The organism is Micromonospora vulcania (assembly GCF_042658605.1).
Taxonomy (GTDB): Bacteria; Actinomycetota; Actinomycetes; order Mycobacteriales; family Micromonosporaceae; genus Micromonospora; species Micromonospora vulcania.
The window spans coordinates 493,522-506,202 of record NZ_JBHSQS010000001.1 but is presented as its reverse complement, the minus strand read 5'-3'; the positions used below and the strand labels follow the sequence as shown (position 1 = coordinate 506,202).

The 12,681-nt window shown below is 73.4% G+C and carries 16 protein-coding genes; 8 read left to right on the top strand and 8 right to left on the bottom strand.

Annotation, left to right across the window (positions count from 1 at the left end):
* Positions 1 to 50: 50 nt before the first annotated feature.
* Entirely contained in the window at positions 51 to 668 is a 618-nt protein-coding gene (locus ACFQGL_RS02480) for a TetR/AcrR family transcriptional regulator (protein ID WP_377504705.1), read from the top strand.
* 4 nt (positions 669 to 672) lie between these two features.
* Here the strand turns inward: ACFQGL_RS02480 and ACFQGL_RS02475 are convergent, their stop codons facing one another.
* Both ACFQGL_RS02475 and ACFQGL_RS02470 read right to left on the bottom strand, forming a co-directional pair.
* A complete protein-coding gene (locus ACFQGL_RS02475) occupies positions 673 to 1,182 on the bottom strand; it encodes a GNAT family N-acetyltransferase (RefSeq protein ID WP_377504560.1) in 510 nt (169 codons plus the stop codon).
* A complete protein-coding gene (locus ACFQGL_RS02470; RefSeq protein ID WP_377504557.1) occupies positions 1,179 to 1,400 on the bottom strand; it encodes a biotin/lipoyl-binding carrier protein in 222 nt (73 codons plus the stop codon). The genes ACFQGL_RS02475 and ACFQGL_RS02470 overlap by 4 nt, the downstream gene beginning before the upstream one ends.
* A 222-nt stretch (positions 1,401 to 1,622) precedes the next feature.
* Here ACFQGL_RS02470 and ACFQGL_RS02465 point away from each other — a divergent pair, with 222 nt between their 5' ends.
* Positions 1,623 to 1,697, top strand: a complete 75-nt coding sequence (locus ACFQGL_RS02465) for a 50S ribosomal protein bL37 (protein ID WP_369814844.1) — start codon at positions 1,623 to 1,625, stop codon at positions 1,695 to 1,697.
* Between the two features lie 81 nt (positions 1,698 to 1,778).
* Here ACFQGL_RS02465 and rsrA read toward each other — a convergent pair whose 3' ends face one another.
* From rsrA to ACFQGL_RS02440, 5 genes are all read right to left on the bottom strand, one after another.
* Positions 1,779 to 2,066, bottom strand: coding sequence for a mycothiol system anti-sigma-R factor (gene rsrA, locus ACFQGL_RS02460; RefSeq protein WP_377504554.1), 288 nt, complete (start codon positions 2,064 to 2,066; stop codon positions 1,779 to 1,781).
* A 1-nt stretch (position 2,067) separates the two neighbouring features.
* On the bottom strand, positions 2,068 to 2,892 hold the full coding sequence (locus tag ACFQGL_RS02455; RefSeq protein WP_377504551.1) for a sigma-70 family RNA polymerase sigma factor: 825 nt from the start codon (positions 2,890 to 2,892) through the stop codon (positions 2,068 to 2,070).
* Between the two features lie 233 nt (positions 2,893 to 3,125).
* Entirely contained in the window at positions 3,126 to 3,743 is a 618-nt protein-coding gene (locus ACFQGL_RS02450; protein ID WP_377504548.1) for an alpha/beta hydrolase family protein, read from the bottom strand.
* A gap of 53 nt (positions 3,744 to 3,796) precedes the next feature.
* Positions 3,797 to 4,189 carry a WhiB family transcriptional regulator gene (locus ACFQGL_RS02445; protein WP_377504545.1) on the bottom strand — a complete coding sequence of 131 codons (393 nt, stop codon included), beginning with the start codon at positions 4,187 to 4,189 and terminating at the stop codon, positions 3,797 to 3,799.
* A 196-nt stretch (positions 4,190 to 4,385) separates the two neighbouring features.
* Positions 4,386 to 5,093 (bottom strand): SOS response-associated peptidase, encoded by a 708-nt coding sequence (locus ACFQGL_RS02440; RefSeq protein ID WP_377504542.1) that lies wholly within the window; start codon positions 5,091 to 5,093, stop codon positions 4,386 to 4,388.
* 103 nt (positions 5,094 to 5,196) lie between these two features.
* On the opposite strand from ACFQGL_RS02440, the gene aroA reads away from it, so the two are divergent.
* The 4 genes from aroA (at position 5,197) to ACFQGL_RS02420 (ending at position 9,390) form a co-directional block, all read left to right on the top strand.
* Positions 5,197 to 6,498 carry a 3-phosphoshikimate 1-carboxyvinyltransferase gene (gene aroA / locus ACFQGL_RS02435; protein ID WP_377504539.1) on the top strand — a complete coding sequence of 434 codons (1,302 nt, stop codon included), beginning with the start codon at positions 5,197 to 5,199 and terminating at the stop codon, positions 6,496 to 6,498.
* 120 nt (positions 6,499 to 6,618) lie between these two features.
* Positions 6,619 to 7,629, top strand: a complete 1,011-nt coding sequence (gene rsgA, locus ACFQGL_RS02430) for a ribosome small subunit-dependent GTPase A (protein WP_377504536.1) — start codon at positions 6,619 to 6,621, stop codon at positions 7,627 to 7,629.
* 28 nt (positions 7,630 to 7,657) lie between these two features.
* On the top strand, positions 7,658 to 8,476 hold the full coding sequence (hisN, locus tag ACFQGL_RS02425) for a histidinol-phosphatase (protein ID WP_377504533.1): 819 nt from the start codon (positions 7,658 to 7,660) through the stop codon (positions 8,474 to 8,476).
* 59 nt (positions 8,477 to 8,535) lie between these two features.
* On the top strand, positions 8,536 to 9,390 hold the full coding sequence (locus tag ACFQGL_RS02420; RefSeq protein ID WP_377504702.1) for a hypothetical protein: 855 nt from the start codon (positions 8,536 to 8,538) through the stop codon (positions 9,388 to 9,390).
* Positions 9,391 to 9,404: 14 nt separating this feature from the next.
* On the opposite strand, the gene ACFQGL_RS02415 is transcribed toward ACFQGL_RS02420, so the two are convergent.
* A complete protein-coding gene (locus ACFQGL_RS02415) occupies positions 9,405 to 10,604 on the bottom strand; it encodes a glycosyltransferase (protein ID WP_377504530.1) in 1,200 nt (399 codons plus the stop codon).
* 231 nt (positions 10,605 to 10,835) lie between these two features.
* Here ACFQGL_RS02415 and ACFQGL_RS02410 point away from each other — a divergent pair, with 231 nt between their 5' ends.
* Together ACFQGL_RS02410 and ACFQGL_RS02405 are read left to right on the top strand one after the other, a co-directional pair.
* Entirely contained in the window at positions 10,836 to 11,834 is a 999-nt protein-coding gene (locus ACFQGL_RS02410) for an SDR family oxidoreductase (RefSeq protein ID WP_377504526.1), read from the top strand.
* A 59-nt stretch (positions 11,835 to 11,893) separates the two neighbouring features.
* Positions 11,894 to 12,643: an ATP-binding protein gene (locus tag ACFQGL_RS02405; RefSeq protein WP_377504523.1), complete on the top strand. Its 750-nt coding sequence runs from the start codon at positions 11,894 to 11,896 to the stop codon at positions 12,641 to 12,643.
* Positions 12,644 to 12,681 lie beyond the last annotated feature (38 nt).

Genomic DNA, 12,681 nt, shown 5'->3' with positions numbered 1-12,681 from the left:
CTAGCCGCACGGTAAGTTGGGTAGCAAGTGACCGTCAAGTTGATTGGGTGGTGCAGGTGAGGGAGAGCACAGGCGGCACGCGCGAGCGCATCAAGGCCGTCGCACTGGAGCTCTTCACCGAGCAGGGGTACGAGAAGACCTCGCTGCGTGAGATCGCCGAGCGACTCAATGTCACCAAGGCGGCGCTCTACTACCACTTCAAGAGCAAGGACGACATCGTCGCCAGCTTCATCGAGGACCGGCTGGAGCGGATGGACGCGCTCGTCACCTGGGCCGACTCGCAGCCGGCGACCCTGGCCACCCGGCGAGAGCTGATCTCCCGGTACGCCGACACGATGTTCGGCGGCGGCTGGCCCTCGGTGATGCGCTTCTTCGAGCAGAACCAGACCGTGCTCAAGAGCCTCACCTCCGGCCAGCAGATGCGGGGCCGGATGATGCGCCTGGCCAACGCGCTCTGCCGCGGCGACGACTCCCCCGCCGCCCAGCTGCGCGCCGCGCTGTCGCTGTTCGCGGTGCACAGCAGCTGGTTCGCGGTACAGACACCGGACATCACCGACGAGGAACGCCGCCGGATCGCCCTGGAGGTGGCCGACGAGTTGCTCGCCGCCGTCGGCCGCGAGCCCGACGAGACCCCGGCCGGGGCCGCGTCGGGCAGCACCAAGGGCTGACCGTTCAGCCCGCGGCCAGCTCCCGCCGCAGGCCGAGCAGCTGCACGCCCGGTGCGGGCGACCAGTCCTTCTCCGGCGTCCGCACGAACCCGAGCCGCTCGTAGAGCCGATGGGCCGAGACGGCCATCCCGGCCCGTACGCAGATCACCATCGCCGCGCAGCCCAGCTCGGCGGCGCGCGTGAGACACGCCCGGGCCAGCGCCGCACCGACGCCCCGCCCCTGGCCGGCCGGGTCGACCGCCAGCATCCGGAATTCCGCCTCGCCCGGCCCGGACAGCTCGGCGTACGCGCTGCCCGGCAGCACGAACGTCACCGAGCCGAGCACCGCACCGGTCTCCTCGTCCACCGCGACCAGCACCTCGCCACTGGCGGCCCGGGTCCCCACGTCGGCCAGCACCGCGCCGTACCCGTGCTCGCCCTTGAGCTGACCGTCCGCCTCGTACGCGGCCACGGTCAGCCGGGCCACCGCCGGGAAGTCGGCCGACTCGGCGCGGCGTACCAGCAGGCCGCTCAACCGATGATCGCGATCAGGTCACCGTCCTGCACGACGTCACCCTCGTTGACCGCGAGCTGGGTGACCACGCCCTCGGACTCGGCGACGACCGGGATCTCCATCTTCATCGACTCGAGGATCACCAGAGTGTCGCCCTCGGACACGGTGTCACCGGTCGACGCGACGACCTTCCAGACGTTCGCCACCATCTCGGCGCGGATCTCCTCGGACATGTCCACGGCCCTCCCTTTTGACGGTCTACCTGCCGACGTATCCAATCACGCGGCGGCCGGCCGTGGGCGTGGAGCGGCGCCTCCCGGGTTGCTCGGCCGCCCCGGGGGAAAGCGGCGGGTGCCCGCCGCACTAGCATTCACGGGTCGGACCCCGCGTCGGGCGGCCGGTGGGTGCACCGGCGCCGAGGTCGCACGCAGGACGGATCCGACCACTACGAGGAGGTCAGCATGGCGAAGAAGTCCCGGAAGAAGAAGGCCCGGAAGAAGAGCGCAGCGAACCACGGCAAGCGTCCCAACTCCTGAACGGGCCGCGCCGCAAACGCCGGTGGCCCGGGTCATGATCGACCCGGGCCACCGGCTTTCGTTCGTCAGGGACGCCGGCGCTCAGTCGGCCAGCTCGCGCGATTCGCTGGACTCGAAGACCACCAGCTCGGTGAGCTTGACCCGCAGCCGCTCGCGCAGCTCGTCCGGCGCGGTCTCGTTGCCGCAGCAACGCGCCACCAGCGCACGCACCTCCTGCTCGAGGCCGTACTCGCGCAGGCACGGCCCGCACTCGTCGAGGTGGTGCCGGATCAGCGAGCGTCGCTCGTCGGCGCACTCCAGATCGAGGTAGAGGTAGACCTCCGCGAGCACCTCGCGGCAGTCGGTCTCGTGCGGCTCTCCGCAGCTCACGTCACACCTCCCGGCCGGCAGTGGCGGTGGAGCCCTTCGCGGAACGGGCCGCGCTGAAGCCCCGCTCCCCGGCGTACTGCTCGAGCAGCTTGCGCAGATTACGACGACCGCGGTGCAACCGCGACATCACGGTGCCGATCGGCGTGCCCATGATGTCGGCGACCTCCTTGTAGGAGAAGCCCTCGACGTCGGTGAGATAGACGGCCAGGCGGAACTCCTCCGGCAACTGCTGGAGGGCCTCCTTGACGTCGCTGTCCGGCAGCCGGTCCAACGCCTCGGTCTCGGCGGAGCGCAACCCGCTGGAGGTGTGCGACTCGGCCTCGGCGAGCTGCCAGTCGGTGATCTCCTCGGTGGGCGCCTGGATCGGCTGGCGCTGCCGCTTGCGGTAGGAGTTGATATAGGTGTTGGTCAGGATCCGGTAGAGCCAGGCCTTCAGGTTCGTGCCCTGCTCGAACTGGTGGAAGGCGGCGTACGCCTTCAGGTAGGTCTCCTGGACCAGGTCCTCGGCATCCGCCGGGTTGCGTGTCATCCGCAGCCCGGCAGCGTAGAGCTGATCGACGAATGGCATCGCGTCCCGCTCGAAACGGGCCCTGCGCTCGTCCGTCTTCTCGGTGGTCAACCGCACATCCCCTCGCGTCGGATGCTTTCCCGCCGAGGATACGCGCACGGACCTGCCCACAGATTCACTTCCGGCGGGTGTGCTCGTGCTCACCGCACCCGCCCCGCCCGGTCCCGCTGTCGCGGGCCAGTCCGGGCCATCCAGCAGCTGCTTCAGCTGCCGGGCGTCCCGTTCGTCCCGTTCCAGGCTCCGTGTCTCGGTCGGCACCGGTCACCCCCCTCGCAGAAAAGTCGTCCGAGGGCTGTAACGCATGACGACGGGTGGGGCATTCCGGCCGGCCCTCCCGTTCCTGGCCCCGGCCCCGGCGACGGCCGGCGCTGGGACCAGGAAGGGCCTGGGAGGATGGTTCCGCCCGTCCGATCGGGCCAGCGGCACCATCGGATGCAACGACCCGCGCCCGGCCACGGACACGGTTCGACGCGCTCACCGGGTCGGCCGGATCAACCGGTCGTGAGGCCCTGGGCGCGCAGCCAACCGCCTACCACGGCACCGGTACCGGCCGGATCGCGCCGCAGATCGTGCGTCTCCCCTGGTCGGGTCACCACCTGCACGGACGGCCCCGGCTCCGGCACCCCGAACGGGTCCCGGTCGCCGTTGACCACGAGTGTCGGCAGCCCGGTGAGCAGTTCGGCAGCCCGTGAGCGTTCCGGCCGCCCGGGCGGGTGCAGCGGGAAGGCCAGCGCGACGACGCCCACCGCGCCCACCGCACCGGCCGTCCGGCAGGCCACCCGCGCACCGCTGGAACGACCGCCGACCAGCAGCGTCGAGATGCCGGGGTGCCGGTCACGCAGCGTGCCGAGCACCGCGATCCAGGCCTCGTCGAGATGCCCGGCGGGGGCCGGCGCACGCCGGCCCGCGACCCGGTAGGGCTGGGTGACCCGGACCACCGCCAGACCGGCCGCGACCGCCGCGTCGCGCACCGCGAGCAGGTCGGGTGCGTCCACGCTGCCGCCCGCGCCGTGCCCGAGCACCAGCAGGGCGGCGGCCGGCCGGGCCGGCAGGTCGGTGTCGACCCGGGCCGGACCGCGTGGGGTCTCGATGTCGTCGCTGGACAGCACCGACCCATTCTGCGCCGTCCCGACCGGCGACCGGGACGGACCGGGCCGACCGGTCAGCTCAGCGGAACAAGGGTGAGCAGACGGTCCCGGACCGGCGGGCCGGCCTCGTCGATGGCGTCCGGATCCGGCTCGACCTCGTCGCGCCAGGCCACCAACATCGCCCGCCGTTCGCGGGGCGTGGTGGCTCCCCACACGCCGTGGCAGTCACCGACCTCCAGTGCCCAGGCGAGGCAGGACCCCTGCACGTCACAGCTGCGGCACAGCGCGACGGCGGCATCCGCCGGCTCGTTCGGTGCCGGAAAGAACGTCTCCGGATCAACGCTCTGGCATGTCCCCCTGGTGCGCCACGCATCGTCGTGCCGTCGTTCCCGGACGGCCCGCAGCAGTCGCGGGTCTCGCCGCGCCGCAGCCACCTCGTGCGGACGGGGCATACGCGCCCGTGTCATCCACCCACCTCCCCCGTGGGACCGGCAAGATCGGTGGATGTCGTCCGCCCCGTGCGAATCGACACCCACTACCGGCGCTGTGTTCTATCGCACTTCTGTGCGCCGGGACAAGGGGCTACCGAGAACATGGCTGAACGGCCAGGAGACGAATCGCGCGCAACCCCGGCAAATCGGCGCACGACAATGCGGCTGGCCCTCAGAACAGGGTCAGCTCCTGGGGTGTCACCGCCGGTGCCACCGACACCCGGGCGATCAGCTGCGGCCCGTCGTTGCGGACGTCGCCCACCGCCGGACCGACGGGACGGATCTCCAGACCGGTCAGCAGGTCCACCTCCGGCGGGGTGAGCAGGTCCGGCTCGTCACTCGGCGCCAGCCACGAGGACCAGCGATCGGGCGGCAGCAGCACCGGCATCCGATCGTGCACCTCGGCCAACTCGCCGAGCGCCGCGGTGGTCAGCACGCTGAAGGTGAGGCGGGCCTCGGCGTCGGACTCCCAGACCGACCAGATGCCGGCCAGGGCGAGCACCGAGCCGTCGGCGGGGGTCATGTAGTACGCCTGTCGCCCACCGTCGGGCCGGCGGACCCACTCGTACCAGCCGTCGGCCGGCACCAGGCAGCGGCGACGCGCGAACGCCCCGGCGTACGCCCGGCTGGTGGCCACCGTCTCGGACCGCGCGTTGATCATGCGGGCCGCACCCGCGGCCGACCGGGACCAGTGCGGCAGGAAGCCCCAGCGGCCGACGCAGAGGGTGCGGTGCCCCTCGGGGGTGACCCGGACCAGTGGCACGCGGTCGGTCGGCGCGACGTTGTGATCCGGGCCGACGCCGCCGTCGGTGTCGTCGGACGACTCGAACAGCGCGCTCAGCTCACCGGAACTCCGGGTCGTCGCGTACCTGCCGCACATGGCGCACACGCTAACGCGTCCAGGGCCCCCTCGGCTGTCCCGCCAACCGGGAGTACGACGGCCGGCTGCCGCCGCCCACCCGTCAACACGGCAGAATGTAACTGTGGGGAACCTGACAGCGACCCGGCCGCCACAGCCGTGGACCGCACCGACCGCGTCCGACCCGGTGGCGGCGACGCTGCGCCTGCCCGGGTCGAAGTCGATGACCGCACGGGCGTTGGTGCTCAGCGCGCTGGCCGCCGGCCCGTCGACACTGGCCGGGCCGCTGCGCGCCCGGGACACCGAGCTGATGGCCGCCGGCCTGCGGGCGATGGGCGCGCACGTGTCGATCAGCGACGACGATCGGTGGCTGGTCCGGCCGCATCCGCTGGTCGGCCCCGCCCACGTGGACGTGGGCCTGGCCGGCACGGTGATGCGGTTCGTGCCGCCGGTGGCCGGGCTGGCCGACGGCCGGATCACCTTCGACGGTGACCCGCACGCCCGCACCCGGCCGCTCGGCCCGCTGATCGGCGCGCTGCGCTCGTTGGGCGTCCGGATCGACGTCGCGGGCGCGGGCAGCCTGCCGCTGACCGTGCTCGGCGCCGGTGGGGTCACCGGCGGCGAGGTGGTGATCGACGCCTCCGCCTCCAGCCAGTTGGTCTCCGGCCTGCTGCTGGCCGCGCCGCGGTTCGACCGGGGCGTCGTGGTCCGGCACGTCGGCCCGCCGGTGCCCTCCGCGCCGCACCTGCGGATGACGGTGCAGATGCTGCGGGCCGCCGGGGCGGCCGTCGACGACACCACGCCGGACGTGTGGGCGGTCGAGCCCGGCCCGCTCACCGGGCGCGGCTGGGAGATCGAGCCGGACCTCTCCGGCGCGGTGCCGTTCTTCGCCGCTGCCCTGGTCACCGGCGGTGAGGTCACCCTTCAGGGCTGGCCGCGCAGCAGCGCGCAGCCGGTCGAGCAACTCCGCTCGCTGCTGCACCGGATGGGCGGCGAGGTCACCCTCTCCACCACCGGGCTGACCGTCCGGGGTACCGGCGCGGTGCACGGCCTGAGCGCCGATCTCTCCGACGTCAGCGAGCTGACCCCGGCGCTGACCGCACTGGCCATGCTGGCCGACTCGCCGTCGACGTTCACCGGCATCGGGCACATCCGCGGCCACGAGACCGACCGGCTGACCGCACTGGCGCGGGAGTTCACCGCGCTCGGCGCGGACGTCACCGAGGCGCCGGACGGGCTGGAGATCCGGCCGCGCCCGCTGCGCGGTGGGGTGTTCCGCACCTACCAGGATCACCGGATGGCGCACGCCGCGGCGGTGGCCGGGCTGGCCGTGCCGGGCATCGAGGTGGACGACGTCGGGTGTACCTCCAAGACCATGCCCGAGTTCCCGGCACTATGGTCAGCGATGGTGACCGGCAAGAGCTGACGCGACAGGGGGCGGGTCCTGGCGACCAAACGGCGGGAGTACGACGAGGACGACGTACGGGTCCGACCCGGGAAGTCCTCTCGTCCGCGTACCCGCACCCGACCCCAACACGCCGACGCGGTGGACGGCTTCGTGATCGCCGTCGACCGGGGGCGCTACACCTGCGTACTGGCCGGGGCCGAGCACGGTGTGGCCGGCGCGGAGCTGCCCACGGTCACCGCGATGCGGGCCCGTGAGCTGGGGCGCAAGTCGGTGGTGGTGGGCGACCGGGTCAGCCTTGTCGGGGACACTTCGGGCGCCCAGGGCGCACTCGCCCGCATCGTCCGGATCGCCGAGCGCCGCTCGGTGCTGCGCCGCACCGCCGACGACGACGAGACCACCGCCGAGGGCCGGCTGGAGCGGGTGGTGGTGGCCAACGCCGACCAGTTGGTGATCGTGAGCGCGCTGGCCGACCCGCCGCCGCGCACCGGGTTCATCGACCGCTGCCTGGTGGCCGCGTACGACGCGGACGTCGAGCCGCTGCTCTGCCTCACCAAGGCCGACCTCGCCGGCCCGCAGGAGGTGCTCGGCTACTACACCGAGCTGGAGCTGCCGTACGTGCTGAACCGCCCCGACTCCGACCTGGACGCGCTGCGCACCCTGCTCGGCGGGCGGGTGTCGGTGCTGGTCGGGCACTCCGGGGTGGGCAAGTCGACGCTCGTCAACCGCCTGGTCCCGGAGGCGGCTCGGGCCGTCGGCGTGGTCAGTGCGATCGGCCGGGGGCGGCACACCTCGACCAGCGCGGTGGCGCTGCGGCTGCCACCGATAGCCGGCGTCGACACCGACCCGGGCTGGATCATCGACACGCCGGGCATCCGCAGCTTCGGGCTGGCGCACGTCTCCGCCGACAGCCTGCTGCACGGCTTCCCCGACCTGGTCGAGGGGACCGTGGACTGCCCGGCCAACTGCCAGCACACCGCCGACGAGCCGCAGTGCGGGCTGGACGCCTGGGTCGCCGCCGGCAAGGCCGATCCCCGCCGGCTGGCCTCGTACCGCCGATTGCTCGCCTCCCGGGCCGGCGACGGCGACGCGCGCGGTGAGAGCGACCAGCGCGGGCCCGGCGAGGGCGACCGACGCGGCCCCGACGAGTGAGCCGCCGGGCGTCGGCTAGGTTGCCGGCATGACCGGGTACGCCGCCGACCTCGCCCTCGCCCACCTGCTCGCCGACCGGGCCGACGCCATCGCCACGGCCCGGTTCCGCGCGCTCGACCTGCGGGTGGAGGCGAAGCCCGACCTGACTCCGGTCTCCGACGCGGACACCGCCGTGGAGCGGGAGATCCGGGCGCTGTTGGCCGAGCACCGACCGGCCGACGGGCTGCTCGGCGAGGAGTACGGCGCGCAGCCGGCCAGCGACCCGGACGGCCGGCGGTGGATCGTCGACCCGATCGACGGCACCAAGAACTTCGTCCGCGGCGTACCGGTCTGGGCCACCCTGATCGCACTGCTGGACGCCGGCCGGCCGGTCGTCGGGGTGGTGTCCGCCCCGGCGCTCGGCCGGCGCTGGTGGGCGAGCCTCGGCGCGGGCGCGTACGCCGGGCCGAACCCCGCCGCCGGTGAGCGGATCGGGGTCTCCGCGGTGCGGCGACTCGCCGACGCCAGCTTCTGCTACTCGTCGCTGACCGGGTGGGAGCGCGCCGGACGGCTCGACGCGATGCTCGACCTGATGCGGGACAGCTGGCGCAGCCGGGCCTACGGCGATTTCTACGGTTACATGCTGTTGGCCGAGGGCGCACTGGACGTGATGGTCGAGCCGGAGCTGTCGCTCTGGGATGTGGCGGCGCTGGTCCCGATCGTCACCGAGGCGGGTGGCACGATCACGGATCTGTACGGTCGACCGGCCCCGGCCGGCGACCCGGGCACCGACAGCAGCGCGGTGGCCACCAACGGTGCACTACACGCCGACATCCTCGCCCGGCTGGATCGACCAGCCGAGCGCTGACCCCCGGTTACCTCTATCCTCGCCAGGTGGTCTCCTCCGGTTGGTGCTTCCTGGCGACGATGATCGTCGCGTACGGCTTCGCCAACCTGCTCCAGTCGGTGGCCGCGGCCCGCACCACCGTGCACCACACCTTCGACCCGGGCCTGCTGCTGCGGCTCGCCGGGCACCGGACGTACCTGGTCGGGCTCACCTGCCAGATCGGCGGCTTCGTGCTCGCCTTCCTGGCCCGCCGGGACCTGCCGCTGTTCCTGGTCCAGGCCAGCGTGGCCGCCGGGCTCGGGGTGACCGCCATCCTCGGCGTGGTGGTGCTGAAGTGGCGCTTACCGGTGGCCGAGGTGGCGCTGCTGGCCCTGCTCTTCGCCGGCATCAGCGCGTTGGTGCTGGCCGCCCGGCCGGCGCCGTCCCGGCAGCTCGGCACCGCCGGATCGGTTGCGCTGCTGGCGGCGCTCGGCGTCATCGCGGTGCTCGGTGTCTTCGCCGTCCGGCTGCACGGGGCACCCGGTTCGGTGGCCCTCGGCTCGCTGGCCGGGCTGGCGTTCTCCGCGGCCGCGGTGGCCGCCCGGCCACTGGCCTCCGCGCCGTCCGCCGAGGCGTTCCTCACCAATCCGCTGTTCTACCTGCTGCTCGCCCACTCGGTGGTCGGCCAACTGCTGCTCGGCCTGGCCATGCAGCGCGGCTCGACGACCGCCGCGGTCGCCGCGATGGACGCGGCCGGTGCGGTACCGGCGGCGATCGTCGGCCTGCTGCTGCTCAACGACAAGATCTGGCCCGGACGGGAGTGGCTGGCCGGCGTCGGCTTCCTGATCACCCTGGCCTCGGTGATCGGGCTGACCCGGTACGCCGAGCCGCAGCACCACCACGCGCTGGCGCACCGGGGCGACCGCGCCATGGTCGGCGCCGGCCGCCCCGGCTGACCGGCGCGCGACCCTCAGGCCTCGACCGGCTTGCGCCGGCTCACCACCCGCTCGTAGAGGCGCTCCAGCGCACCCCCGGTCCGTTCCCAGGTGTAGCTGCTGCGGACCCGGTCCACGGCAGCGTGCCCGTACGCGAACCGGCCGGCGTTGTCGGCGAGCAGGCGGCGCAGGGAGACCCCGAGCGTCCGTACGTCACCGGGCGGCACCAGCCGGCCGGTGACCTCGTCGACGACGGCGTCCGCCAGCCCGCCCATCGCGTAGCCCACCACCGGCACACCGCAGGCCATCGCCTCGAGCGAGACCCGCCCGGCCGACGAGTAGTGCGGCGTGCAGGCGACCACGTCCGCCGACCGGTACCAGGTGGCCATCTGGTCGTGCGGCACCGCGCCGACGAGCCGTACCTGGTCGGCCACCCCGGTCTGCTCGGCCAGTTCGCGCAGCCGACGCGCCTCGGCGTGGTTGGCGAGCTGCTCGGCCGGCGGCCCACCGGCGATCACCAGCTCGGCGTCACCGACCAGCCGCATCGCCCGGATCAGGTCCTCCTGACCGTTGCCCGGCGAGAGCCCTCCCACCGAGAGGATCCGGGCACGCTGCTCGCGCGGGGCCGCCTCACCGTCGGGGTGGAACTGCTCGATGTCCACCCCCGCCGGCACCATGGCCACCGAGCTGCGTTGCAGGCCCATCCGGGTCAGCTCGTCCACCTCGTCGTTGCACTGCGCGACCGCGATGTCCACCGCCCGGGTCAGCGCGCGCTCCAGCGGAATCCGCTCGCCCGGCCCGTCGTACTGGCGGCCCAGGTGGCGCAGCTGCTCGACGCCGAGCGAGTGGAAGGTCTGTACGACCGGGAGGTCGGTCTCCCGGACCGCGTGCGCGGCGGCCAACCCGCCGATCCAGTAGTGCCCGTGCACCACCTCGGGCCGCCAGGCGCCGGCCCAGTCGTCGGCCAGGTACCGGCCGAACTCCGTCACGTGCGGGATCAGCTCGGCGGTCGAGAGCGGGCTGGACGGGCCAGCGGGTACCCGCTGCACCCGGTAGCCGTCCGCGTCCAGCGTCGCCGGCTGCCCGGCGTCGTCCAGGCGCTCGTACAGCCGGACGTCGTGGCCCCGGCCGGCCAGTTCGGCGGCGACCCGTGCGATGTGCTGTTGGGTGCCGACCGGTGGGCCGTCGGCGTGCCGGTACGAGCTGTCGTGCGCGCAGACGAGGCCGACGCGCATGGGTCACCTCCCTGCGATCTTTCTTCGGCAGTGGTCCTCCCGGTCTGAGCGTCCCATTAACCGGAGGCCCGGGAGCCGAAACCTGGCAGATCGGGAACAGTCCCCACAGGTGCCACCGACGCTTGCGCCACGACAACCTCTGACCTCGTGCCGCCGCCGCGCGAAAGATCCCGTGATGATCGATGTCCGGCCGCCCGCATGACCTGGCCCGACCGGGGGTACCGATCAGGAATGCCGCTGACCCGCAGCCTCGACGATTCGACCGTGGTGATCACCGGTGCCTCCAGCGGGATCGGCACGGCCACCGCCTACGCGCTGGCCCGCCGGGGCGCCGCTGTCGTGCTGGCCGCGCGCAGCGAGCCCGCTCTGCGGCAGGTGGCGCAGCAATGCTGGAAGTTGGGCGGCCGTGCGCTGGTGGTACCGACCGACGTGACCGATCTGGAATCGGTACTCCGGCTGGCCGACCGGGCGGCCGCCGAGTTCGGCCACATCGACGCCTGGGTGAACAACGCCGCGGTGAGCGCCGTGGGACTGTTCGACGAGATTCCGGTCGCCGAGTTCCGGCGGGTGCTGGAGGTGAATCTGCTCGGTGCCGTGCACGGCATCCGGGCCGCACTGCCGCACCTCGGCGCGGCCGGCGGCGGAGTGCTGATCAACAACGCCTCGGTGCTGGCCGAGGTGGCGATGCCCTACCAGTCGGCGTACAACGCCACGAAACACGGCATCCGGGGCCTCGCCGACACCGTGCGTCAGGAGCTGCGGGTCACCGGCCGGGGGCAGATCTCCATCTGCACCGTGCTGCCGGCCACCATCGACACCCCGTTCTATCGGCACGCGGCGAACCACAGCGGGCGCGAGCTGATGCCACCGCCGCCGGTCTATCCGCCGGAGGTGGTCGCCGAGACCATCGTCCGGCTCCTGCGCCGGCCCCGGCGCGAGGCGTACGCCGGCGGGGTCGGCCGGCTCATCGGCCTGCAGTGGCGGTTGGCGCCCGCGCTGATGGAGCGCACCCTCGGCTGGTACGCCCGGCACACCCAGTTCGGCCCGGGCGCGCGTCTGGACAGCAGCGGCAACGTGTTCCAGGCCGACGCCGAGGCCCGCCGGGACGGCGGCTGGCACGGCCGACGCCGGCAGCTCGTACGGATGACGGCCGCGTTCGGCCTCGCCGCCGCCGGCACCGCGGTCGGCACGCTGGCGGCGATGAACCGCCGCTCCCGGCTGGACCGCTGATGGCCGGCATGGAGCGTCCGGATGCGCCATCCGTCACCGGGTCGCACCATGGGGCGATCATGCCGACCGACGGGCGCTGCCTGGTGGAGATCGACGAATCGTCCGCCGTGGTCCGGTTGACCGGTGTGCTCGACGTCGCCGGGGCCGACGCGGTCCGGGACGCGCTGCTCGCCCGGCTCTGCGACCGGCCCGGCCCGGTGGTGGCCGACGTGACCGGTCTGCGGGTCGCGGACCTCGCCGGGCGGGACGTCTTCGCCGAGGTGCGCCGGGAGGTCGCCGACTGGCCCGCCGCGGACCTGCTGCTCTGCGATCCGGCGGTCGCCGGGCCTGGCCGTGCCGACGGGGCGCTGGCCGGTGTGCCGGCCTGGCCCACCCTGGACGGCGCGCTCGCCGCGGTCGCCGCCGCGCCGCTCGCGGCGGTGCTCATCGCCGAGCTGGTCCCGACGGTGGAGGCCGCCCGCCAGGCCCGCGAGCTGATCGCGACCGGTTGCCAGCGGTGGGACCTGCCGACGCTGGCCGAGCCGGCGTCGATCGCCGTCACCGAGATGGTCAACAACGTGGTGGCGCACGCCCGGACCCCGATGACCGTACGGCTGGCGCCGCAGGACGACACCCTGCATCTGGCGGTTCGTGACCACTCCCCGCGCCGGCCGGCGTTCGCCGGGCTCGCGCCGCCGGACCGCAGCGGTGGCCGGGGGTTGCTGCTGATCGACACGGTGTCCCGCCGCTGGGGCAGCAGCGTGGTGCCGGACGGCAAGGTCGTCTGGTGCGTGCTGCACCCGGACGACGAGGCCGCCGCCCTCGGCTGACGGGGTGTTCCGGCCCTGGGATCCGTTTCGCCACCGCA

Coding starts and splice junctions, on each gene's coding strand:
- ACFQGL_RS02445 (WP_377504545.1), bottom strand. CDS start 4,189: ATGACACGGGCGCGTATGCCCCGTCCGCACGAGGTGGCTGCGGCGCGG.
- ACFQGL_RS02440 (WP_377504542.1), bottom strand. CDS start 5,093: ATGTGCGGCAGGTACGCGACGACCCGGAGTTCCGGTGAGCTGAGCGCG.
- hisN (WP_377504533.1), top strand. CDS start 7,658: ATGACCGGGTACGCCGCCGACCTCGCCCTCGCCCACCTGCTCGCCGAC.
- ACFQGL_RS02420 (WP_377504702.1), top strand. CDS start 8,536: ATGATCGTCGCGTACGGCTTCGCCAACCTGCTCCAGTCGGTGGCCGCG.
- ACFQGL_RS02415 (WP_377504530.1), bottom strand. CDS start 10,604: ATGCGCGTCGGCCTCGTCTGCGCGCACGACAGCTCGTACCGGCACGCC.
- ACFQGL_RS02410 (WP_377504526.1), top strand. CDS start 10,836: ATGCCGCTGACCCGCAGCCTCGACGATTCGACCGTGGTGATCACCGGT.
- ACFQGL_RS02405 (WP_377504523.1), top strand. CDS start 11,894: ATGCCGACCGACGGGCGCTGCCTGGTGGAGATCGACGAATCGTCCGCC.